This is a genomic window from Oleomonas cavernae (genome assembly GCF_003590945.1).
GTDB lineage: Bacteria > Pseudomonadota > Alphaproteobacteria > Zavarziniales > Zavarziniaceae > Zavarzinia > Zavarzinia cavernae.
On the sequence record NZ_QYUK01000011.1, the window covers coordinates 1,832,054 to 1,853,416 of the forward strand.

26 protein-coding genes are annotated in these 21,363 nt (G+C 67.0%); 14 read left to right on the forward strand and 12 right to left on the reverse strand.

Translation table 11 applies throughout. From position 1 onward, the window contains the following. The first annotated feature begins 77 nt into the window (after positions 1-77). Positions 78-875: an SDR family NAD(P)-dependent oxidoreductase gene (locus tag D3874_RS12560; RefSeq protein ID WP_119778391.1), complete on the forward strand. Its 798-nt coding sequence runs from the start codon at positions 78-80 to the stop codon at positions 873-875. 180 nt (positions 876-1,055) lie between these two features. On the opposite strand, the gene D3874_RS30305 is transcribed toward D3874_RS12560, so the two are convergent. Further along, positions 1,056-1,769 carry a DUF1428 domain-containing protein gene (locus D3874_RS30305; RefSeq protein ID WP_119778392.1) on the reverse strand — a complete coding sequence of 238 codons (714 nt, stop codon included), beginning with the start codon at positions 1,767-1,769 and terminating at the stop codon, positions 1,056-1,058. Between the two features lie 61 nt (positions 1,770-1,830). On the opposite strand from D3874_RS30305, the gene D3874_RS12570 reads away from it, so the two are divergent. Continuing rightward, positions 1,831-2,277 carry a MarR family winged helix-turn-helix transcriptional regulator gene (locus D3874_RS12570; protein ID WP_119778393.1) on the forward strand — a complete coding sequence of 149 codons (447 nt, stop codon included), beginning with the start codon at positions 1,831-1,833 and terminating at the stop codon, positions 2,275-2,277. A gap of 21 nt (positions 2,278-2,298) precedes the next feature. Here the strand turns inward: D3874_RS12570 and D3874_RS12575 are convergent, their stop codons facing one another. The 5 genes from D3874_RS12575 to D3874_RS12590 are packed head-to-tail and all read right to left on the reverse strand — an operon-like array spanning position 2,299 to position 5,373. Next, on the reverse strand, positions 2,299-3,216 hold the full coding sequence (locus D3874_RS12575; protein ID WP_199699043.1) for an FAD-dependent monooxygenase: 918 nt from the start codon (positions 3,214-3,216) through the stop codon (positions 2,299-2,301). Continuing rightward, positions 3,144-3,461: an FAD-dependent oxidoreductase gene (locus D3874_RS31985; protein ID WP_199699293.1), complete on the reverse strand. Its 318-nt coding sequence runs from the start codon at positions 3,459-3,461 to the stop codon at positions 3,144-3,146. Before D3874_RS31985 ends, D3874_RS12575 begins: the two co-directional genes overlap by 73 nt. Before the next feature lie 38 nt (positions 3,462-3,499). Further along, on the reverse strand, positions 3,500-4,393 hold the full coding sequence (gene aguB / locus D3874_RS12580; RefSeq protein WP_119778394.1) for an N-carbamoylputrescine amidase: 894 nt from the start codon (positions 4,391-4,393) through the stop codon (positions 3,500-3,502). Between the two features lie 39 nt (positions 4,394-4,432). Then, positions 4,433-4,720 carry an excalibur calcium-binding domain-containing protein gene (locus tag D3874_RS31990; RefSeq protein WP_408899990.1) on the reverse strand — a complete coding sequence of 96 codons (288 nt, stop codon included), beginning with the start codon at positions 4,718-4,720 and terminating at the stop codon, positions 4,433-4,435. Then, positions 4,660-5,373: a TetR/AcrR family transcriptional regulator gene (locus D3874_RS12590; RefSeq protein WP_119778396.1), complete on the reverse strand. Its 714-nt coding sequence runs from the start codon at positions 5,371-5,373 to the stop codon at positions 4,660-4,662. Before D3874_RS12590 ends, D3874_RS31990 begins: the two co-directional genes overlap by 61 nt. A gap of 117 nt (positions 5,374-5,490) precedes the next feature. Here D3874_RS12590 and D3874_RS12595 point away from each other — a divergent pair, with 117 nt between their 5' ends. The 6 genes from D3874_RS12595 to D3874_RS12620 all read left to right on the forward strand — a co-directional run bounded on the left by D3874_RS12595 (position 5,491) and on the right by D3874_RS12620 (position 9,456). Next, a complete protein-coding gene (locus D3874_RS12595; RefSeq protein ID WP_119778397.1) occupies positions 5,491-5,937 on the forward strand; it encodes a DUF4334 domain-containing protein in 447 nt (148 codons plus the stop codon). A 108-nt stretch (positions 5,938-6,045) separates the two neighbouring features. Then, positions 6,046-7,155, forward strand: a complete 1,110-nt coding sequence (gene aguA, locus D3874_RS12600) for an agmatine deiminase (protein WP_119778398.1) — start codon at positions 6,046-6,048, stop codon at positions 7,153-7,155. A gap of 15 nt (positions 7,156-7,170) precedes the next feature. Continuing rightward, positions 7,171-7,632, forward strand: coding sequence for a RidA family protein (locus tag D3874_RS12605; protein WP_119778399.1), 462 nt, complete (start codon positions 7,171-7,173; stop codon positions 7,630-7,632). After that, positions 7,632-7,946, forward strand: a complete 315-nt coding sequence (locus D3874_RS12610; RefSeq protein ID WP_119778400.1) for a hypothetical protein — start codon at positions 7,632-7,634, stop codon at positions 7,944-7,946. The genes D3874_RS12605 and D3874_RS12610 overlap by 1 nt, the downstream gene beginning before the upstream one ends. A 26-nt stretch (positions 7,947-7,972) precedes the next feature. Then, a complete protein-coding gene (locus D3874_RS12615) occupies positions 7,973-8,710 on the forward strand; it encodes a glycerophosphodiester phosphodiesterase family protein (protein WP_119778401.1) in 738 nt (245 codons plus the stop codon). Then, positions 8,707-9,456 carry an SDR family oxidoreductase gene (locus D3874_RS12620; RefSeq protein ID WP_119778402.1) on the forward strand — a complete coding sequence of 250 codons (750 nt, stop codon included), beginning with the start codon at positions 8,707-8,709 and terminating at the stop codon, positions 9,454-9,456. Before D3874_RS12615 ends, D3874_RS12620 begins: the two co-directional genes overlap by 4 nt. 142 nt (positions 9,457-9,598) lie before the next feature. Here D3874_RS12620 and D3874_RS12625 read toward each other — a convergent pair whose 3' ends face one another. Continuing rightward, positions 9,599-10,069 carry a GNAT family N-acetyltransferase gene (locus D3874_RS12625; RefSeq protein WP_119778403.1) on the reverse strand — a complete coding sequence of 157 codons (471 nt, stop codon included), beginning with the start codon at positions 10,067-10,069 and terminating at the stop codon, positions 9,599-9,601. A gap of 75 nt (positions 10,070-10,144) precedes the next feature. On the opposite strand from D3874_RS12625, the gene D3874_RS12630 reads away from it, so the two are divergent. Further along, positions 10,145-11,296 carry a GNAT family N-acetyltransferase gene (locus tag D3874_RS12630; protein WP_233559928.1) on the forward strand — a complete coding sequence of 384 codons (1,152 nt, stop codon included), beginning with the start codon at positions 10,145-10,147 and terminating at the stop codon, positions 11,294-11,296. 31 nt (positions 11,297-11,327) lie between these two features. On the opposite strand, the gene D3874_RS12635 is transcribed toward D3874_RS12630, so the two are convergent. Then, positions 11,328-11,978, reverse strand: coding sequence for a TetR family transcriptional regulator (locus D3874_RS12635; RefSeq protein WP_158595972.1), 651 nt, complete (start codon positions 11,976-11,978; stop codon positions 11,328-11,330). A gap of 120 nt (positions 11,979-12,098) precedes the next feature. Here D3874_RS12635 and D3874_RS12640 point away from each other — a divergent pair, with 120 nt between their 5' ends. Genes D3874_RS12640 through D3874_RS12655 form a run of 4 tightly spaced genes read left to right on the forward strand, consistent with a single transcriptional unit; the run spans position 12,099 to position 15,905 of the window. Further along, positions 12,099-13,181, forward strand: a complete 1,083-nt coding sequence (locus tag D3874_RS12640) for a ferredoxin reductase (protein ID WP_199699044.1) — start codon at positions 12,099-12,101, stop codon at positions 13,179-13,181. 22 nt (positions 13,182-13,203) lie between these two features. Then, positions 13,204-14,316 carry a fatty acid desaturase family protein gene (locus D3874_RS12645; RefSeq protein ID WP_119778407.1) on the forward strand — a complete coding sequence of 371 codons (1,113 nt, stop codon included), beginning with the start codon at positions 13,204-13,206 and terminating at the stop codon, positions 14,314-14,316. 59 nt (positions 14,317-14,375) lie between these two features. Then, the gene (locus D3874_RS12650; RefSeq protein ID WP_119778408.1) at positions 14,376-14,825 is read left to right on the forward strand and encodes an HIT family protein; all 450 of its coding nucleotides are present in this window, start codon (positions 14,376-14,378) and stop codon (positions 14,823-14,825) included. A 6-nt stretch (positions 14,826-14,831) separates the two neighbouring features. Continuing rightward, positions 14,832-15,905, forward strand: a complete 1,074-nt coding sequence (locus D3874_RS12655; protein WP_119778409.1) for an AAA family ATPase — start codon at positions 14,832-14,834, stop codon at positions 15,903-15,905. A gap of 306 nt (positions 15,906-16,211) precedes the next feature. Here the strand turns inward: D3874_RS12655 and D3874_RS12660 are convergent, their stop codons facing one another. Further along, positions 16,212-16,949: a hypothetical protein gene (locus D3874_RS12660; RefSeq protein WP_119778410.1), complete on the reverse strand. Its 738-nt coding sequence runs from the start codon at positions 16,947-16,949 to the stop codon at positions 16,212-16,214. Between the two features lie 150 nt (positions 16,950-17,099). Between D3874_RS12660 and D3874_RS12665 the strand changes: the two genes are divergently transcribed. Further along, the gene (locus D3874_RS12665) at positions 17,100-17,753 is read left to right on the forward strand and encodes a glutathione S-transferase family protein (protein ID WP_119778411.1); all 654 of its coding nucleotides are present in this window, start codon (positions 17,100-17,102) and stop codon (positions 17,751-17,753) included. Between the two features lie 15 nt (positions 17,754-17,768). On the opposite strand, the gene D3874_RS12670 is transcribed toward D3874_RS12665, so the two are convergent. The 3 genes from D3874_RS12670 to clpS form a co-directional block, all read right to left on the reverse strand. Continuing rightward, positions 17,769-18,236, reverse strand: coding sequence for a host attachment protein (locus tag D3874_RS12670; RefSeq protein ID WP_119778412.1), 468 nt, complete (start codon positions 18,234-18,236; stop codon positions 17,769-17,771). A gap of 195 nt (positions 18,237-18,431) precedes the next feature. After that, complete coding sequence (gene clpA, locus D3874_RS12675) at positions 18,432-20,783, reverse strand: ATP-dependent Clp protease ATP-binding subunit ClpA (protein ID WP_119778413.1); 2,352 nt, start codon at positions 20,781-20,783, stop codon at positions 18,432-18,434. A 105-nt stretch (positions 20,784-20,888) separates the two neighbouring features. After that, entirely contained in the window at positions 20,889-21,302 is a 414-nt protein-coding gene (gene clpS, locus D3874_RS12680; RefSeq protein ID WP_119782270.1) for an ATP-dependent Clp protease adapter ClpS, read from the reverse strand. Between the last annotated feature and the right edge of the window lie 61 nt (positions 21,303-21,363).

A 21,363-nucleotide genomic window follows, 5' to 3' on the forward strand; every position in this document is an offset into this window, starting at 1 on the left:
TATATGGTGGCATATGCCATTTATTGAAACAGGTATATACCACTAACATGATATGCCACTGAAATCCGGAGCCTGAAATGTCCCAAATCTCCCCCGCCGGCACGGCCGTCGTCACCGGCGCCTCCTCTGGCATCGGCGCGCTCTATGCCCAGGGCCTCGCCGAGCGCGGCCATGACCTCGTCCTTGTCGCCCGGCGCCAGGACCGGCTCGACGCGGTTGCCGCCCGGATCCGGGCCAAGACCGGCGTCAAGGTGGAGGTTGTCGTCGCCGACCTGTCCAAGCCGGCCGATCTCGCCCGGGTCGAGGCGCGGCTGAGCAGGGACGCCGCCATCACTGTCCTGGTCAACAATGCCGGCGTCGCCAATTACGGCGCCTTCGAAACGGCCAGCGACCAGTCGCTCGACGAGACCATCGCGGTCAACGTCACCGCGCTGACCCGCCTGACCCGCGCGGTGTTGCCGGGCCTTGTGCGCCACGGTGCCGGCGTGATCGTGAACGTCGCCTCGGTCCTGGCCTTCCATCCCCTGGCGGCGCTTGGCGTCTATGCTGCGGCCAAGGCCTATGTGGTGGCCTTCTCGCAGGCCTTGCAGGCCGAGGTGGCGGGCAAGGGCGTGCTCGTCCAGGTCCTGGCCCCGCCGGCGGTCGCCACCGATTTCTGGGACAGCGCCGGCCTCGCGGTCAGCAATTTGCCCGAAGCCGCGGTCATGACCTTGCAGGATCTGGCCGCCGCCGCCCTGAAGGGCTTCGACCGCGAAGAACAGTTCGTCATTCCGTCCCTGCCCGAGGTGGCGGATTGGGAGAGCTTCCAGGCCGCGCGCCAGAAGCTGGTCGGCGTTCTCATGAACGGCAAGCCGGCCGCCCGCTACGCCGCCTGATGGTCTGGAGGCGTGTCGCCGGGCCGGCGACACGCCTGACCGGCAACGCAACTCGGGAACAACCGGAACGTCAGCCGGGGCGGGGCTCCCTTCGAGCATTTGACCCGGTCCTTGCGGTGAGGACATAGGCGGTCCCGCAGGTGCATGTGGCCGTCGTGTCATTCGGCGCAGGTCCAGACGTCAGGCATCCAGGAGCGGGGCAAAGCCGCCGTGAATCATGCGGGTGCCGTCGTAGGGAACACTCTGCGGGTGCATGCGCGGGTCGGCAAATACCTTGGGCCAGCCGGCGTCGCGAACGGCCTTCGACGGCCACTCGATCCAGGCATAGACCACCTTCTCGTCGCCCGTGGCCTTCACCGCGCCCTTGTAGTCGGTGACCTTGCCGTCAGGGACATCGTCGCCCCAGGCCTCGACGACACGGGTTGCGCCATATTCCTTGAAGACGGCCGCGGTCTCGGCCGCCCGGGCCCGATAGGCATCCTTGTTCCCGGCCGGCACCGGGATCAGGGCGCCATCGACATAGCCCATCTTGCCCCGGGGGCCCTCGTCGATGATGACGGTGAAGCCGCCGAAGATCATCCGCTGGCCGTCGAAGGGCATCGCCGCGCCCATCGCCGCCATGCGCGGGTCGCTCATCATCTTCTCGATGGCCGCGTCGCGCACCGCCTTGTCGGGATATTCGAGCCAGGAGAAGACGATGACCTCGTCCTCCTTGGCCTTCACCGCACCCTTGAAGTCGGTGATCTTGCCGTCGGGCACGTTGTCGCCCCAGTTTTCGACCATGCGGGTGGCGCCGAAGGCCTTGAACAGCGATGCCGCATCGGCGGCATGCTTGCGATAGGCTTCCTTGTTGGCGGCGGGCACCGCGACGACGAATCCTTCCACATAGGCCATGGCTTTTCTCCTTGTTGGTTAGGGCCTTGACGAAATAGGTTGATATCAACATAATTACGCCATGTCAAAGCCCGATGCGGTTCCCTTCGAAACCACGCTTCATGTCCGCGATCATTGCCTGTGCCTGGCCACCCAGCGGGCGGCCCGTACCCTGGCGCGCCGCTTCGACGAGGCGCTTCGGCCGGCCGGCCTGACCAGCGGGCAGTTCTCGCTGCTGATGTCGCTCAACCGCCCCTCCCCGCCGTCGATCGGGTCGGTCGCGGCCTTCCTGGCGATGGATCGCACTACCCTGACCGCCAACCTCAAGCCGCTCGAGCGGCGCGGGCTGGTGGCGACCATGGTCGATCCGGCCGACCGGCGCGGGCGCCTGCTGACGCTGACGCCGGCCGGGGGCAAGCTGCTGCACGCCGCGCTGCCGATCTGGCAAAGCACCCATGAGGACGCCGACCGGCTGTTGTCGCAAGGCGACGCAAAAATCCTGCGCGCCGGCTTGCAGGCCTTGTCGTGACGGGATTCGTGGCGGCAGGGCCTAGTAGTTTTGCGCCGTCACGTCGCAGCCGTAAATCCAGTCCTGGCGGGCATGGACCTTCGACGGCATCACCCGGGCACCCAGCCACAGGGCCCCGTATTTGACCAATTGGCCGGCCTTGCTGCGCACATGGAAATGCCGGGCATTGGCGCGGGCGCCGAGCTGGACCCTGGCGGTGCGCGGCTGGCGCAGGATCGCGTAGCGTTGCAGGGCCACGACGGCATCCTGCGGCTGGGCGGCGAGGCAGCGCGACAGGACCCAGGCATCCTCGATCGCCATGACCGCGCCCTGGGCCAGGAAGGGCAGCATGGGGTGGCAGGCGTCGCCCAGCAGGGTCACCGGGCCCTCGCTCCAGCGGGCCAGGGGCGCGCGATCGAACAGGGCGCGGCGATGGCAGGCGCCGGCCCGCGCGATGATCTGCTGCAAGGTATCGTGCCAGCCGGCGAAATCGGCGGCGAGTTCGGTCTTGTCGCCCTCGGCTGTCCAGGATTCCTGCTGCCAGGACGATTGCTCGACCACGCCGACGAAATTCACCAATTCGCCCCGGCGCAGATAGTAGGTGACGGCATGGCGCCCCGGCCCGGCCCAGATGCAGGCCGACGGCGGCACGAGGTCGCGCAGTCCCTCGGCCGGGACCACCAGCCGCCAGGCGACATTGCCGGTGAACCGCGGGGCGTCGGGGCCCAGCATCTGCGCCCTGACCGCGGAATGGATGCCGTCCGCGCCGATCAGGATATCGCCGGTGACCTCGCCGCCGGTCGCCAGGCGGGCCACGACGCCGGTGCCGTCGAGGCGGTAGTCGGTGACCTTGGCGCTGGTCCGCACGGCCTGGGGTGCCCGCGCGATCAGGGCCCGGACCAGCACCTCGAGCAGGTCGGCCCGGTGCAGGTGCAGGTAGGGCGCGCCGTAGCGTGCCACGGCGGCACCCTCCAGCGGCACGGTGAAGATCTGGCGGCCGCTCTGCCCAGGCGCATCTCGATCTGCCGGGGCGCGAAAGCGTAGGACGCCACGGCGGCATCGAGGTCCAGCGCCTTGAGCACGCGCATGCCGTTGGGGCTGATCTGGAGGCCCGCGCCAACCTCGGCAAAGGCCGCCGACTGTTCCAGCAGTTCGACCTCGATACCGGCCTGGATCAGGCACAGGGCGGTGGTCAGGCCGCCGATGCCGCCCCCGCGATCAGGGCTTTCAAGTCAGCGCACCGTCAATAGGCGGCCGCGGCATGGGGATGCTCCCCATCGAGGGAAAGCAGGACGTCATAGAGCTCGGGCCGGCGATCGCGGAACACGCCCCAGGAACGGCGCTGGTGCGCCGTGGCATCCAGGTCGAAGGTGGCGGTCAGCACGGTTTGCGTCGCCTTGTCGGCCTCCGCCACCTTGGCGCCGGTCGGATCGGCGATGAAGGACGAGCCGTAGAAGGTGATCTGGGTATTGCGCTTGCCGGGCTCGGTCCCGATTCGGTTAGAGGCGACCAGCGGCATCAGGTTGGCGCCGGCGTGGCCCTGCATCACCCGCTGCCAATGGGCCGAGGAATCGAGCGTGGAATCATGCGGTTCGGTGCCGATCGCCGTCGGGTAGAACAGGATCTCCGCCCCCAGCAGGGCCATGGAGCGGGCGCTTTCGGGGAACCACTGATCCCAGCAGATGCCAACGCCAATACGGGCATAGCGGGTATCCCACACCCGGAAACCGGTATCGCCGGGCGAGAAATAGAATTTCTCGGTATAGCCGGGGCCGTCGGGAATATGGCTCTTGCGGTAATTGCCCAGCACCGCGCCGTCGGCGTCGACCACCGCGACCGAATTGTAGAAGGCCTGGCCCGCCCGCTCGAAATACGAGACCGGCAGCACGACCTGCAATTCCGCCGCCAGGCGGGCAAAGTGGGCGATCAGCGGGTTATCGTCGAACGGCTGGGCCAGATCGAAGAAATCATGAATCTGGTCCTGGCAAAAGTAAGGCGTCTCGAACAGTTCCTGGATCAGGATGATCTGCGCGCCCTGGGCCGCCGCCGCGCGCACCAGGCCCTCGGCCCTTGCGATATTGCCGACAGTGTCCCAGTCGCACGCCATCTGGGTTGCTGCCACGGTCACGTTTCGCATCGGTCCGCTCCTTGGTTGCGCGGGGCGGAGTGTGCCCCATCACGTCGTCGATTTGAAGCCGCAGAGGTCTTCGCACGGGATCCCGTCGCCGTCCCGGTCCAAGACGCTGCCGCCACACTGCTTGTAATAGAACCGCGCCTCGTCGCAGTCGCGCATCTGGTCGCAGGTGCGTTTGGCTTCGCAGGTCTCCTTGGGGCCGGCGACATTTCCTGCGCGGCCGCCGGATACCCAAGGAGGCAGACCAGCAGCAAGACCCGGCGCACGGCTCAGCGTTTCCGTGAGGGCCGCTTGGGCGCGGGTGCCAGCGCGGCCATGGTTTCGGGCGATGCCGGCTGGCGCAGCAGGCCCTCGAGCGTGTCGAGCAGATTCTGGCGCGCAACCTCTTCGGTCCAGCGCGGCGGCCAGAGATCGGGCCGCTGGCCGACCGAACGCCGCGACGACAGGATCGAAAAGGCATAGAGGATGGCAAAACGAAACCGCTGCTCCATCAGCGGCGATGGCAGTGCGGGAAGCATGTGCCGAAGGTGCGCGAGGCAACGGCGCGTCGCCAGCCCCAGCTCGACATGAATGCCCTCGAAGATCAGGTCGGGGTGCTTGGCCATCATCATGTCGACGAATGCCGCCATGTCGGTGTCGAAGCCCAGGTCGCCGGGCTCCTCGTGCGGCAGGCGGATCAGGATGTCCAACACGTCGCGGACGGCACGCGGGCCGCCGGCGGCTTCCATGGCGTCGATCCGGCGGTGCCGGTGGGTATCAATGATCTGCGCGATCTCGCCGGCAAGTTCACGCGCAAGGGCTTCCTTGCTGGCAAAATAATAGTGCACCGAGCCGGTATTCTTCTGCCCCGCCGCGCGGACGATATCGCGGATCGAGACCCCTTCAAGGCCATCGCGGGCAAACAGCACCAGCGCGGTCCGCTTGATGAGATCCCTGGTATCTCCGTCTTTCAGCGGGCCGTCGTTGAGCATGCCTGCAACCATCCGTCTGTCCTGGCAGCGCCGATTGTGGCCCGCGTCCCGGGCCGGCGCAGTAATTAAAATACCGATTTACAAATTTAGAACAACGATTTATAACCTGCCTCAAACGGGAGGAACAAGATGACGAATGCCACTGCGTTGTTCGAGGCCATCCTCGCAAGCGACCAGCCGCCGGATGCCCAGGCCCTGGATGCCCTCTTCGACCGCCTGGAACCGGTCGAGGCGGCATTCATGCTGGGCGACTGGGAGGGCGGCACCTTCAATACCGGGCACGAGGCCGAAGCCCAGCTTCTGGCCATCAACTGGGCCGGCAAGGCCTTCCACGATGCCGAGCACGTCGACCCGATCGTCTGCCGCGACCCCGACGGCAAGCGCTTCGCCAACAAGATCCTGGGCAGTGCCCGGCTTCGCGCCATGCACTACCGCGGCTCGGTCACGGCGACCATGATCTATGACGACCATCCGATCTTCGACCACTTCCGCAAGGTCAGCGACAAGCTGGTGGTGGGCGCGATGGACCGCAAAGGCGAGAACAGAACGGGCTACTTCTTCCTGCGCCGTCTCTGAGCGGCCGCCTGCCCCCGGCGGTATGCCGGTGCGCATGCCCCCCATCGACGCAGCCCGCTTGCCCGCGCACAAGGCGGACGGCAGGATGGCGCCGACGGGGAGAGTGGAATGGCGCTGACATTGTCGTCGACACCGCGGGCCGATGGCTTCCGCATGCCGGGCGAATTCGAGCCGCACCAGGGCTGCTGGCTGATCTGGCCCGAGCGGACCGACAACTGGCGCGCGGGCGCCAAGCCGGCACAAAAGGCCTTTGCCGCGGTCGCCGGCGCCATCGCGCAGGGCGAGCCGGTGACCGTGCTGGCCTCGGCGGCGCAATTCGTCAACGCCCGGCGCCAGTTGCCCGCCCCGGTTCGCGTGATCGAAGCCGCCAGCAACGATAGCTGGTGCCGCGATGTCGGCCCCAGCTTCGTGACCGACGACAAGGGCCGCCTGCGCGGGGTGGACTGGGGCTTCAACGCCTGGGGCGGGCTCTATTCCCCTCACGACCAGGACGAGCTGATCGCTGCCAAGATCCTCGAGGTCGAGCGCACGCCGCGCTACCGCGCGCCCCTGGTGCTGGAAGGCGGCTCGATCCATGTCGACGGCCAGGGCACGGTGCTGACCACCGAGGAATGCCTGCTCAACCCCAACCGTAACCCCGAGCTGTCGCGCGGCGCGATCGAGCGGCATCTGAAGGATTACCTCAACGTCGAGACCGTGGTCTGGCTGGGCCCCGGCGTATACTTGGACGAAACAGACGGCCATATCGACAACCTCGCCTGCTTCGTGAAGCCCGGCGTGGTGGCGCTGACCTGGTGCGACGATCCCGAGGATCCGCAATATGCGATTTCCAAGGATGCCTTCGACCGCCTGTCGAAGGCACGGGATGCCCGGGGACGCAGCTTCGAGATCGTCAAGCTGCCCTCGCCCGGGCCGCTGTATGCGACGGCCGACGAGGCATCGACCGTCGACGACTGGAGCCTGGACATGGACGCGAGCGGCGGCCAGGAACGCAGCGGCGGCCATCGCCTGGCAGGGTCTTACGTGAATTTCTATATCGGCAACGGCGTGGTGGTCATGCCCCTGCTCGACCCCAAGACCGATGCCCAGGCCCAGGCGATCGTCGCCGGCCTGTTCCCCGACCGCCGCATCATCGCCGTGCCCGGGCGGGAGATCCTGCTGGGCGGCGGCAACATCCATTGCATCACCCAACAGCAGCCGCTGGGCCGCCCCGACTGACGAAGTGAGAGTGACATGACCGGTAAAGTCGATGCCCGCCTGGCGCAACTCGGGCTGACCCTGCCCACCCCCGTGGCGCCGGTGGCCAATTACGTGCCCTTCACCATCGTCGGCAACCTCCTGTTCATTTCGGGTCAACTGCCACTGAACGCCGACGGCCTGGTCAAGGGCACCCTGGGCCAGGATATCTCGGTCGAGGCCGGTTACGCCGCGGCGCGAACCTGTGCCGTCAACCTGATCGCCCAGGCCAAGGCGGCCCTGGGCGACCTGGACCGGGTGACGCGGGTGGCCAAGATCGGCGCCTTCATCGCCTGCGCCGCCGGCTTCACCGACCAGCCCAAGGTCGCCAACGGCGCTTCGGACCTGATGGTGGAAGTGTTCGGCGAGGCCGGGCGCCATGCCCGCAGCGCCGTCGGCACCAACGCCTTGCCCTTGGGCGCCGCGGTCGAGGTCGATGTCATCATCGAGTTTGCCTGATGCTGCCGATGCCTGAGGGGACGGAGGAGGTCACCCGGGCCTATCGCTGGATGTGGCTGGCGATCGTCACCCTTGGGCTGGGGGCGCTCGTCGCCTGGCGGCAGGCGCGGCAATTCGATCAGGACGATCCGTTCACCGCCGCGCATCGCCGCCATATCAGCCGCAGCGTCGGCCAGTGTGCCGCCGTCTTCGGCCTGGGGATTCTGCTCAGTGCAACCGCTGTCGGCATCTTCGTCCAGGCGGCGGCGATCATCTGGTACCTTCACCGTTATGCCACCGGCTCGGTCCTGGCCGAAGACCGGCTTGCCCCATAAAGATCATCCCCCGTAAAGATCATCTCATGACCACCGACTGGCTCCGTTCCCTGCCCGTGGCCCATCGCGGCCTGCATGATGCCAGGGCCGGGATCCCTGAAAACAGCCTGGCCGCCTTCGCCGCCGCGGCGCAAGGCGGCTATGCCCTTGAACTGGACATCCAGGTCTCGGCGGACGGCGTCCCCATGGTGTTCCACGACGACACGCTGGACCGCATGACCGCGCACAAGGGCCGGGTCGATGCCCGGCCGGCGGCCGAACTGGCCGAGATCACCTTGGCCAAGACGGCCGAGAGAATCCCCACCCTGGCCGAGGTGCTGGCGCTGGTGGCGGGCCGGGTGCCGATCCTGGTCGAGGTGAAGGCCGCCCGGGGCAAGGTCGGGCCGCTGGAGGCGGCGACGGCCGAGGTCTTGCAGCCCTATCGCGGGCGCTATGCGGTGCAGTCGTTCAACCCCTTCTCCATGGGCTGGTTCCGCGCCCACGCGCCGCTGGTGCCGCGCGGGCAGATCTCCATGGATTATCGCATGGACGACCAGGAACCGCTGAAGCCCTATCAGAAATGGCTGCTGACCCATCTGCTGTTCAACCGCATCAGCCGGCCGCATTTCATCGCCTATGATGTCCGCGCCCTGCCCAGCCGTGCCACCACCCGCGCCCGCAAACAGGGCCTGCCCCTGCTGACCTGGACCGTGCGCACCCCGGCCGACCGCAAGCGCGCCGGCGACCACGCCGACAACATCATCTTCGAAGGCTTCCGGCCATGAGCCGGGGCACGCTGATCGTCACCGGTGGCAGCCGGGGCATCGGCGCCGCCATCTGCCGCCGTGCCGCGGCCGACGGTTTTGCCGTGGCGGTGAACTACGCCAGCGGGCACGCGGCAGCGGCCGAGGTGGTTGCCGCCATCACCCGGGCGGGCGGCCGGGCGGTGGCGATCGAAGCCGATGTCGCCGACGAGGCGGCGGTGGTGCGCCTGTTCAACGACGCGGAGTCGGCCCTCGGCCCTCTCGCCGGCCTGGTCAACAATGCCGGGATCACCGGCGGCTTCCGCGCGGTGGCCGATCTCGACGCCGCGATGATCGCCCGCGTGCTGGCGGTGAACGTCACCGGCGCGATGATCTGCGCCCGCGAGGCGGTGCGCCGCCTGTCGACCGCCCGCGGGGGACAAGGCGGCGTGATCGTCAACATCTCCTCGCGCGCTGCCGATACCGGCGGTGCGGGCGAATGGGTGCACTACGCCGCGACCAAGGGCGCCGTCGACAGTTTCACCGTTGGCCTGGCGCGCGAGGTGGCACGCGAGGGCATCCGCGTGAACGCCGTCGCCCCCGGCCTGGTGGCAAGCGACCTGCACGGCAGCGCCGGCGACCCCGGCCGCCCTGCCCGCATGGCCCCGCTGATCCCCATGGGCCGGGCTGGTTTGCCGCAGGAAGTGGCCGAGGCGGTGGCCTTCCTGCTCTCTCCCGCCGCCAGTTACATCACCGGCGCCATCCTGGACGTCGGCGGCGGGCGCTGAACTTGGAACGGCATCGTGCGTCCTTCGAGACGCCACCTTTGGTGGCTCCTCAGGATGAGGAGAATCTTTATGCCACTAAGATTCTCCTCATCCTGAGGAGGGCGCGAAGCGCCCGTCTCGAAGGACGCAGGATGGTACTGCCTCACCCCGGCTCGCGGATCATCAGCTTGCGCGGTATCTTGTGGGTGCCGGCGATGCGGCCGGTGTCGCGGAAGCCCCATCTTTCGTAGAAGGCGATGGCCCGGGCGTTGTAGTGGATAACGCCCAGCTTCATCGGCACATCGTCCCGGATCACCGCCTGCATCAGGCAATCGGCGGCCCCCTTCCCTTGCGCATGCGGGGCGACGATCAGCCAGTCCAGTTCGGGCAGGCCGGGATCGCTGTGGTCCACGATGACGAAGCCGGCCAGGCGCCCCGCCTCGTCCGCCGCCACCAGGACCGTGCGTCCAGGGTCGGCGCAGGCCGCACTGGCCGAGGCGGTGATACGGGCATTCTCCGCCCGCTGCTCGTCGGTCAAGCTCTCGTGATCGAAGGCGGGCGGGATGGCCGCCTGGGCGAGTGACGGGATGGCGGCCAGGTCGGCCAGAACCAGGGGACGGGTCGTGAATTTCATGGGTGCAGTGTGCCAAGGCCCCTTGGCAGGCGGCAAGTCTGGCGCCACTTTCGGGGCATGTCAGCAGACGGCGATATGGTCGAGATCGAGGTGGTGAAGGGCGCGGGCCTGATCGCGGCCGCTGCCTGGAACGCCTGCGCCGGCCCGGACAACCCCTTCGTCTCCCATGAATTCTTCGCTTGCGCGGAAAGCTCGGGCTGCGCCACGGCGGCCAAGGGCTGGGCACCGCATCACCTGGTCATGCGCCGGGCCGACGGCACCGTCATCGGCATCATGCCGCTGTACCTGAAGAACCATTCCTATGGCGAATATGTCTTCGACCATGGCTGGGCCCAGGCCTATGAGCGGGCCGGCGGGCGCTATTACCCCAAGCTTCAGTCGAGCGTGCCCTTCACCCCGGTGACCGGCCCGCGCTTCCTGGTCCATCCGCAAGCCGATCGGCCGTCGGTCGAGAGCGCCTTGCTGCGCGGGGCCATCCAGATCGCCGAAAGCAACAATATCTCGTCCCTGCACATCACCTTCGCGCAGGAGGGCGAATGGCAGCGCCTCGGCGAGCTGGGCCTGCTGCAGCGGATCGACCAGCAGTTTCACTGGGAAAACCGCGGTTACAGCCGTTTCGACGATTTCCTGGGCGCGCTGACCTCGCGCAAGCGCAAGCAGATGAAGCGCGAACGGCGCGATGCCGTGCAGGACGGCGCGATCGAGGTGCTGTCGCTGACCGGCGACGCCCTGCGGCCGGAACATTGGGATGCCTTCAACCGCTGCTACCTCGCCACCGCCGCGCATAAATGGGGCAGCCCCTACCTCAACCGCGACTTCTTCCGCCACCTGCACGAGACCATGGCGGACAAGGTGCTGCTGGTCCTGGCCCGGCGCGAGGGGCGGTTCATCGCCGGCGCCTTGAACCTGATCGGGACCGACACGCTCTATGGCCGCAACTGGGGCGCCACCGAGGATCACCCCTTCCTGCATTTCGAGGTCTGCTACTACCGGGCGATCGATTTCGCGATCGAACGCGGCTTGGCGAAGGTGGAGGCCGGCGCCCAGGGCGAGCACAAGCTGGCGCGCGGCTATGTCCCAAGCCCGACCTATTCCCTGCACTGGATCGCCGATCCCGGTTTCAGGCGTGCCGTCGCCGACTACCTGAAGCGCGAGCGTGCCGCCGTGGCGAGCGAGGCCGCGATCCTGGAAGAGCACGTCCCCTACCGCCACGAGGACGGCAGTTAGAACGCTTTTCCGTTCGTTGGATGGAAGCCCGTCACCGCTCCTGCCAGGCGGCAGCGCCGACGAAGAGGATCAGCAACTGCTGGACGAAGACCTCGATCCGCGCCTGGCCGATCGACGGATCCTCATGGGCCAGGTCCAGAATCTCGATCGCGGCGTTCAGCATGGTGTTGACCACCAGGTCGCAGACATTGCGCAAGGTCCTGGGCGAGAGGTGGTTGAGGGTGCCCATGGCGGTGACGTCGCCCACCATCTCGTCGATGAACCGGTCGACCTCGTGGCGCACCGCCTCGCGCATCATGGGCGAGCGGCCGTGGCGATCGGCGGCGACGCGGAAATATTGCGGGTTGGCCTCGACATAGCTTTTGAAGATCAGGATCGAGCGGCGAACGATATCCTCCGTCGGCATGCCCACCTGGCGCACCTCGCGCAGCATGCCGCGCAGGCCCCGGCCGCATTCGTCGACGATGGCGAGGCCCAGTTCCTCCATGTCCTTGAAGTGGCGGTAGAAGGCCGCGGGCACGATGCCGGCCCGCTTGGTCACCTCGCGCAGGCTGAGCGAATCGAAGCTGCGCCCCTCCTGCATCAACTCCAGCGCCGCGTTGGCGAGCGCCCGGCGCGTGCGCTGGCCGCGCTCGGTGGGCGCGTCGAGGTGACTGTGCTCGATGGTTTCTGCGGGTTTCACGGCGGCACCTGAGGTTTTACGCATTACGTGAACACATGTTGACATTGGTCGTGGCCGCTGTCAAAGTGCACACATGTTCACATTCATGGAATGCTGCCCATGCAACAAGAAGCCAATAGCTTGAAAGCCCGCCTCCTCGACCTCGCCGGGCTGTTCGCGACCCCCTTGCGCCCCTCCCACTATCTGGAACTGGTCAACCCGTTGTGGACCACCCACCGCCTGCAGGCGCGGGTCGAATCGGTGTGGGACGAGACCGCCGATGCCCGCACCCTGACCCTGCGGCCGGGCCGCGGCTGGCGCAGCCACCGGGCCGGGCAGTTCATCCGGGTGGGCGCCAGCATCGACGGCCTGCGCCATACCCGCACCTATTCGATCTCCTCAGCGCCCGAGCGCGGCGACGAGTGCATCACCATCACGGTGAAGGCGGTCGACGGCGGCCGGGTCTCGCGCCACCTGGTGCGCCAGATCAAGCCGGGCGACTACCTGCCCATCGGCCTGCCCCAGGGCGAATTCGTCCTGCCCGAGGCGATGCCGGTGCGGCCCCTGTTCATCACGGCGGGCAGCGGCATCACCCCGGTGATGGCCATGCTGCGCTCCTACGCCGCCCTGGGCCGGATGCCGGACGTGACCCACATCCACTATGCCCCCCACGCCTATGACGTGATCTTCGGCAACGAGCTGAAAGCCCTCGCCGCCGCCCATCCCGGCTACAAGCTGAAACTGGTTCACACCCGCGAGCTGGGCGCGGAACTGTCGCAGCGCCGCCACTTCAGCGCCGAGCAGCTTGCCGAGCTGTGCCCCGACTGGGCGGAACGCGACGTCTGGGGTTGCGGCCCCGCCGCCCTGCTGGGCGCCGTGGAAAGCCACTGGAACCAGGCCGGCCGCGCCCGCCACCTGCATCTGGAACGGTTCCAGGCGGTCCTGGCGCCGGTCCCGGCCGATGCCGCCGGCGGCCATGTCAGCTTCACCACCAGCAAATGCGAGACGGATGCCGATGGCCACACGCCGCTGCTGCGGGTGGCGGAAGCCGCCGGCCTCAACCCCGCCCACGGTTGCCGCATGGGCATCTGCCACGGTTGCGACGCGGTGCTGGTCTCGGGCTGTGTCCGCGACCTGCGCACCGGCGCCCTGATCGACGAGCCCGGCGACAAGGTTCAAGTCTGCGTCAGCGCCGCCTGCGGCGACGTTGCCCTCGCCCTCTAATCCCGAACGGAAGGATCGACAAATGTCTCTCCCGGTTCACCTGAACGATACCGAAATCGACGAATTCGGCCGCGAACTCGACCATATCTACGAAGAGGTCATGACCAGCCGCGGCGACCGCGACGCCGCCTACATCCGGCGGGTGATCAAGGTCCAGCGCTGGCTGGCCCTGGGCGGCCGGATCGTGATCTATGCCAGCCTCGGCCTGCTGCCCTATTGGGGCCATGCCCTGGCGACCTGGCCCGCCTTCCTGGGTGTGATCACGCTCGGCACCCTGATGCTGGGGACCGCCAAGATCCTGGAGAACATGGAGATCGGCCACAATGTCATGCATGCCCAGTGGGACTGGATGCGCGACCCGGAAATCCAGTCCAGCTCCTGGGAATGGGACACGGTCTGCCCGTCCGACCAGTGGAAGCATTCGCATAATGTGATGCATCACACCTGGACCAATGTGATCGGCAAGGACCGCGACGTCGGCTACGGCATCCTGCGCGTCAGCGAGGCGCAAGCATGGTCGCCCAAGTACCTGCCCCAGATGCTCTACAACACCCTGCTGGGCCTATTCTTCGACTGGGGCGTCGCGCTCCATGATGTCGAGGCCGAACGGCTGATCGCGGGCGAGAAGACCTGGAAGGAAGCCCTGCCCACCCTGAAGGGCATCGGCCGCAAGGTGGTGCGCCAGGTGGGCAAGGACTACCTCGCCTATCCGCTGCTGGCCGGGCCGTTCTTCCTCTATGTCCTGGGCGCCAATTTCACCGCCAACATCATCCGCAACGTCTGGTCCTACATGATCATCTTCTGCGGCCACTTCCCCGCCGGCTCGCAGGTGTTCACCGTCGAGCAGGTCGAGAACGAGACCCGGGCGAAGTGGTATGTCCGGCAGTTGCTGGGCTCGTGCAACATCACCGGCGGCAAGCTGTTCCACATCATGTCGGGCAACCTCAGCCACCAGATCGAACACCACCTGTTCCCCGACATGCCTTCCAACCGCTACCCGGAAGTGGCGCCGCGCGTCCAGGCCCTGTGCGCCCGCTATGGCCTGGCCTACAACAGCCATTCGCTGGGCCGGCAGTTCGGCACCACGACCTGGAAGATCCTGCGGCTGTCCCTGCCCACCCCCAACGCCGCCTGATTGCGGCGGCACCCGCCCCCCGCGTAAGCTGGCCATGACGATCGACAGGGAGAATCGTTATGGCCGGCCCCGCCCACAAACTGCGCGAACCAGAGTGCATCTTCTGCAAGATCGTCGACGGCGTCCTGCCCTGTCACAAGGTCTATGAGGACGAGCACACCCTGGCTTTCATGGATATCTTTCCGTTGAGCCCGGGCCATGCCCTGGTCATCCCCAAGGACCACCACCCCGACCTCTTCGCCATGACCGACGCCCTGCTGGGGCCGGTCATGACCACCACGCGCAAGGTGGCGATCGCCATCGCCAAGGCCTTCGGCCCCGACGGCGTGAACCTGTTCCAGGCCAACGGCCCGGCCGCCGGCCAGACGGTGTTCCATTTCCACATGCACATCCTGCCCCGGCGCTTCGGCGACGGCGTGCTGGCCACCAACCACGGCCAGCGCGCGGGCGACCACACCGCCCTGGCCGGCGAGGCGCAAAAGGTTCGCGGCATCCTGTCCGACATGTAGCGGCCGATGATCCGGCGTTTCCGCGTCCGCAACTATCGCTCGCTGCGCGACGTCGAGATCGAGCCGGGTGCCCTGACCGTGGTGACCGGCGCCAATGGTGCGGGCAAGTCGAACCTGTACCGGGCCCTGACGCTGGCGGCGGCTGCGGCACGCGGCAACCTGGCGCCCACCATGGTCGAAGACGGCGGCATGCCCTCCGCCCTGTGGGCGGGGGATTGGAAGAAAGACGAGCCGCGGCGGCTGATCGTGGACGTCGAGTGCGATGCATGGCGATACAAGGTCGCGTGCGGCGTACCGATTCCAACCGGGCAAGCGTTCCAACTCGACCCCGAGGTGAAGGTGGAGGAACTTGCCGCCATCGACGGCATGCGTACCCTCACGCTTCTTGAGCGCAAGGGCCCCAGTGCCTGGATGCGGACCAAAGGCGGCAGCAAGACGACCTATCCCGTCGTCCTGGAACCGCAAGAAGCCGCCCTTGCCCAATTGCGCGAACCGCACCTCTATCCCGAGATCGCCGGCGTCCAGCGCGAAATGGCGGGCTGGCGCTTCTATCATCATTTCCGCACCGATGCCGGTTCACCTATTCGCTCGGCCCAGATCGGCACCCGCACACCGGTGCTGTCGACCGACGGTCACGACCTCGCTGCTGCATTCCAGACCATCATCGAGATCGGCGATCGTGACGGCCTGACGACGGCCGTCGACCGAGCCTTTCCCGGAGCCCGGCTTGGGATCGACTTCGGCCGGGGCCAATTCGACACGCACCTGTTCCAGCAGGGCTTTCCCCGTGCCTTCGCCGCCCGCGAACTGTCGGACGGCACCTTGCGTTACCTGTGCCTGGTCGCCGCCCTGCTCTCGCCCCGGCCGCCGCCGCTGCTGGTGCTGAACGAGCCTGACCAGAGCCTGCACCCGGACCTGACCGGCCCGTTGACCGACCTGATCCTCTATGCCGCCGCCTCGACCCAGGTCTGGGTGATCACCCACAGCACGCCGCTGGCCCGGCTACTGGCCCAGGCCGGCGCCACCGCGTTCGACCTGCGGCTGGAGAACGGCGCGACCGCGGCCGAGCAGGTGGGGTGAGCGACGATCAGCGCCAAGCGTAACCCATATCGTCATGACCGGGCTTGTCCCGGTCATCCACGTCGGGACGAGCCACATCTGTTGAGAGAAGAGGCAGCTTGGCGACGTGGATGGCCGGGACTTCGCCCGGCCATGACGAGTTAGGATGGTGAGGATGGTGAGGATGGAAGGAAACCGCCCGAAAGAAGTGGCCTCCCACGCCCCTTTTCCCTTGTCCGGACAGCCGCGGCACAAGCCCGTGCATGACGATCAAGGGTGGTGCGCACCGGACACTCACGGCCCTACGCCGGAATGACGGCAGAGGGATCAGGCCGTGCCTTGCCGTTTGGCGATGTCGATCCACTCCTTCTCGGCGGCGCGGTAGCGGCTGTCGGCGCGATTCGAGCGGGCGATGATCTCGCCGAACAAGGCCTTGGCGGCAATGTCCGAACCCTGCCGCTGCATGAGCAGGGCATAGCGGCAGCGTGCCTCCTCGCCCGGGGCGTAGGTGACGAGCGTTGCATATTCCGTCAGGGCTTCGTCCTCGCGGCCCAGCGACTCCAGTGCCTTGGCATAGAGCAGGTGCGCCTCGGCCGATTGGAACGAGGGGTTGGTCGTCCGCAGATGGTCGAGCAGTTCCAGCACCTCGACCGCGCGGCCGGCACCATCGGCCGCCCTCGCCGCCCCCATTAGCAGCGCCGTATCGTCACCGTGGATGCCGCTCAAGGCCGACCGATACATTTTCAGGGCATCGTCGAATTGCCGCAGGCGCAGGTATTCCTCGGCCACGTAGCGGCGATTGTCGACCGTGTCGGCCCCCTCCAGGGCATCGAGCCGGGCGCGCAGGTCGCGCCCCGGATCGACCTTCTTGATCGCATCGCGCTTCAGGTTCCGCGCCGTGCGCGAGCCCAGCATCTCCGGCAGGAGTTCGGCCACCAGATAAGCCATGATCCCCGCCATCGGCAGCAGGACCACGACATAGATCCAGATCCGGTCGCGGCCGGTGCGGATGATGTGGATGACGACCGTTACCTGCAGCAGCAGGCTGATGAGGATGAATGGCATGCCCCAGACTCACGCTCTTAAGCTGCGCCGAGAATGCCACGACAATCGGGGCGGCGCCACCCGGCACAAATTGACCGCATTCGCGAGACAACGTAGCGTCGGGACCTTGGCGTTTGTTCGCCCCGATGTTCGCCAAGGAAGAACGCCACGATGACCATCACCATCACCGCCTTTGAACGGTCACCCGACGGCGGCAAGGGGCTGGCGCGTGATACGCGCGTGCGCTGGGCGCTTGAAGAAGTCGGCCAGCCCTATGAGGTTCGCCTTGTTTCGTTTCGGGCGATGAAGGAACCCGCGCATCTGGCGCTTCATCCTTTCGGCCAGATCCCGACCTATGAGGAAGGCGCTCTCGCCCTGTTCGAGACAGGCTCGATCGTGTTCCATATCGCCGAGCGCCACGCGGGCCTGCTGCCGGACGATGCCGATGCCCGGGCGCGCGCGATCACATGGATGTTTGCCGCGCTCAACACGGTGGAGCCGCCGATCCTCGAACTCACCATCGCCAAGATCGTGGAGGGCGACAGGCCCTGGAGCAAGGAGCGCCTGCCGCTGGTCGAGGACCGCATCCGCGACCGGTTGAAGCAACTTTCCGCGCGCCTGCGCGATGCCGACTGGCTCGACGGTGGGTTCAGCGCGGGCGACCTGATGATGGTGTCGGTACTGCTCAGGCTGAAATCATCGGGCATTCTGGACGACTATCCGAACCTGGCCGCCTATCTCGCCCGCGGCGAAGCGCGGCCCGCCTACAAGCGGGCGTTCGAGGCCCAACTGGCGGTCAACACCGGCACACCACTGCCGGGCTGATCGGGGTTCGTCTTCCTAGAAGCCGATGGCGTTCAGCAGGTGCCGGCCCAGGTCGGTCGACGGGGTCTTCACCAGATCCTTGTCGATCTCGGCCACGACCTTGTCCCTGGCGGCCGGCCCCAGGGAATGGCGCAGATCGCCCAGGACCGGTGCGGGCGCCGCGATGATCAGGCGTTCGAAGCGCTGGGCCGTCGCCCCGGCGTCGAGAATGGCGGCCAGCTTCTGGGCGAAGCGGGTCTTCTCCAGGCGCTGGGGATCGGTCTGCGGCTCCATGGCCGAGCGCCGCGAGTCGGCCGAGTTGAACGACCGGCCCGGCCGGTCGCTCATGATGTCATGGGCATAGGCATGAGCGCCGTCGCTCGGCTCGATCACGCCGCCGTCGACCCCGGTCAGGCTATCGAACGGGCGCCCGCCTTCCAGCAGCCGGGCATGATGGCCATCGGCAAGAAGGACCCAGTAGTTCGGCAGTTGATTCCTGGCCATGACGGCTCCCCATCGACGATGCGCTCCGACCGTGGTCAATCCGCGGCCGGGACGCTTTGAGATGAATCAAGAGACGCTGCGACAAGGCAGTGTCGATCCCCATGACGGCTCAACGCCCGGCGATGGATCGACGTTCCCTCTTTAAAGTCGTTCCCGTGCAACCACTTGGGCGCGGTTGCACGGGTGGGGACGGACTCAGTGCGTCAACTCGGGCGTACGCTCGGCGTCGCCGTCGTCTTCCGTCGGGTGCGGACGCTTGGCCGCCTCGATCTCGAAGATCAGTTCGCCGTCCTTGAGATCGACGTGGACCGTGCCGCCGCGGGCCAGCTTGCCGAACAGCAGGTCGTCGGCCAGCGGCTTCTTGACCTTCTCGGCGATCACCCGGGCCAGCGGCCGGGCCCCGAAGAGCGGATCGAAGCCGGTGGTCGCCAGATGCGTGCGCGCGGCCTGGCTGACCGTGATTTCCACGCCGCGGTCGCCGAGCTGGAATTCCAGTTCGGCGATGAACTTGTCCACGACCTTGGCGATGATCTCCGGCGTCAGGCCGCCGAAGGGCACCACGGCGTCGAGACGGTTGCGGAACTCCGGCGTGAACAGGCGCTTGATCGCATCCTCGTCGGCGCCGAAATTCGTCGTCCGGCCGAAACCAATCGCCGTCTTGGCCGCTTCCGAGGCCCCGGCATTGGTGGTCATGATCAGCACGACATTGCGGAAGTCGATCTTCTTGCCGTTGTGATCGGTCAGCTTGCCGTGGTCCATGACCTGCAACAGGATGTTGAACAGGTCAGGGTGCGCCTTCTCGATCTCGTCGAGCAGGAGCACGCAGTGCGGATGCTGGTCGACCGCGTCGGTCAGCAGGCCGCCCTGGTCGAAGCCGACATAGCCCGGCGGCGCGCCGATCAGGCGCGAGACCGTGTGGCGTTCCATGTATTCCGACATGTCGAAGCGGATCAGCTCGACGCCCATGATCTTGGCGAGCTGGCGGGCGACCTCGGTCTTGCCCACCCCGGTGGGCCCGGAGAAGAGATAGGAGCCGATCGGCTTCTCGCCCTCGCGCAGGCCGGCGCGGGCCAGCTTGATCGCCGCCGCCAGCGCGTTGATCGCCGCATCCTGGCCGTAGACGACGCGCTGGAGTTCGGTCTCCAGGTTGCGCAGCAGGGCGCGGTCATCTTTCGAGACCGATTTGGGGGGAATGCGCGCGATCTTGGCGACCACCGCCTCGATCTCCTTCACCCCGATGGTCTTGCGCCGGCGGGCCGGGGGCAGCAGCATCTGGGCGGCGCCGGACTCGTCGATCACGTCGATCGCCTTGTCGGGCAGCTTGCGGTCGTTGATGTACTTGGCCGCCAGTTCCACCGCCGCCTTGATCGCGTCGTTGGTGTAACGGACCTGGTGGTGCTCCTCGAAATAGGGCTTGAGTCCTTTGAGGATCTTGATCGAGTCCGGCACCGAGGGTTCGTTCACGTCGATCTTCTGGAACCGGCGCAACAGGGCGCGGTCCTTTTCGAAGTACGAGCGGAACTCCTTGTAGGTGGTCGAGCCGATGCAGCGCAGGGAACCCTGGGCCAGGGCGGGCTTGAGCAGGTTGGAGGCATCCATCGACCCGCCGGAGGTGGCGCCGGCGCCGATCACGGTGTGGATCTCGTCGATGAACAGGATGGCGCCCGGCGTCTGCTCGATCTCGCTGATCACCGCCTTCAGGCGTTCTTCGAAATCGCCGCGGTAGCGGGTGCCGGCCAGCAGGGTGCCCATGTCGAGCGAATAGATCACCGCGTTGAACAGCACCTCGGGCACGTCGCCCTCGACGATCTTCAGCGCCAGGCCTTCGGCGATCGCGGTCTTGCCCACGCCCGGATCGCCCACCAGCAGCGGGTTGTTCTTCTGCCGGCGGCACAGGATCTGGATCGTGCGCTCGATTTCCGGCTCGCGGCCGATCACCGGGTCGATCTTGCCGTCGGCCGCCTTGCGGTTGAGGTTGACGGCATAGGCGGCCAGCGCCTCGCCCTTGCGCGGGGCGCTGCCGCCCTCGGGCGGGCGGCGCTGGGCGCCGGGCGCCTCGCTGTTGTCTTCCTCGGCGCCGCGCACCGGGCGGCTTTCGCCGTGGCCGGGACGTTTGGCGACGCCGTGGCTGATGTAACTGACCGCGTCCAGCCGGGTCATGTCCTGCTCCTGCAGGAAATAGGCGGCATGGCTTTCGCGCTCGCCGAAGATCGCGACCAGCACATTGGCCCCGGTGACCTGGTCGCGGCCCGAGGATTGGACATGGATGACGGCGCGCTGGATCACCCGCTGGAAGCCGGTGGTCGGCTTGGCATCCTCGTCGCTTTCGACGACCAGGCCCTCGAGCTCGGTATCCAGGTAGCCGACGAGCTGGCGCCGCAAGACGTCGAGATCGACGTTGCAGGCACGCATCACGGCCGCCGCGTCGGAATCGTCGATCAGGGCGAGCAGAAGATGCTCGAGGGTGGCGAATTCATGCTGGCGCTCGTTGGCGAGGGCCAGTGCCCGGTGAAGGGACTTTTCGAGGCTGCGCGAAAAGGACGGCAAGGCACACCTCCGGGCTCACGCCGACCGCCAACGGGGCGGCCACCAGCTTCGACCCTCATCGGAGGGTCGACAGGCGACAAGGACGGAAAGACTCGTGCCTCGCGCCTATTCCTTCTCCATCGTGCATTGAAGGGGATGCTGGTGTCGACGGGCGAAATCCACCACTTGCGTGACTTTCGTCTCCGCGACCTCGTAGGTGAAAATGCCGCAGACGCCGACGCCCTTCTGATGCACGTGAAGCATGATCTGTGTCGCCTCTTCCAGATTCTTGTGGAAGAACCGCTCGAGGATGTGAACGACGAACTCCATGGGGGTGTAGTCGTCGTTCAGGAGAAGCACCCGGTAGAGGGACGGGCGTGCCGTCTTGGGCAGCGTCCGCGTCAGAAGCCCGGTCTGGTTGCCGCCGTCGCCATCCTGGCCCCCGCCCGTCGCGTGCACAGGCCCGGCCGCGCCGCCGGCATGCGGTTCGCCTGGAAGGTCGGGGGACGGCAGTGGGGTCGTGGGGCGATATGTCTTCATGATGCTCAGGATACTAGCAATCACATGGGGATGAAGCGGCGGTTTGACCAGCCTAACCCGA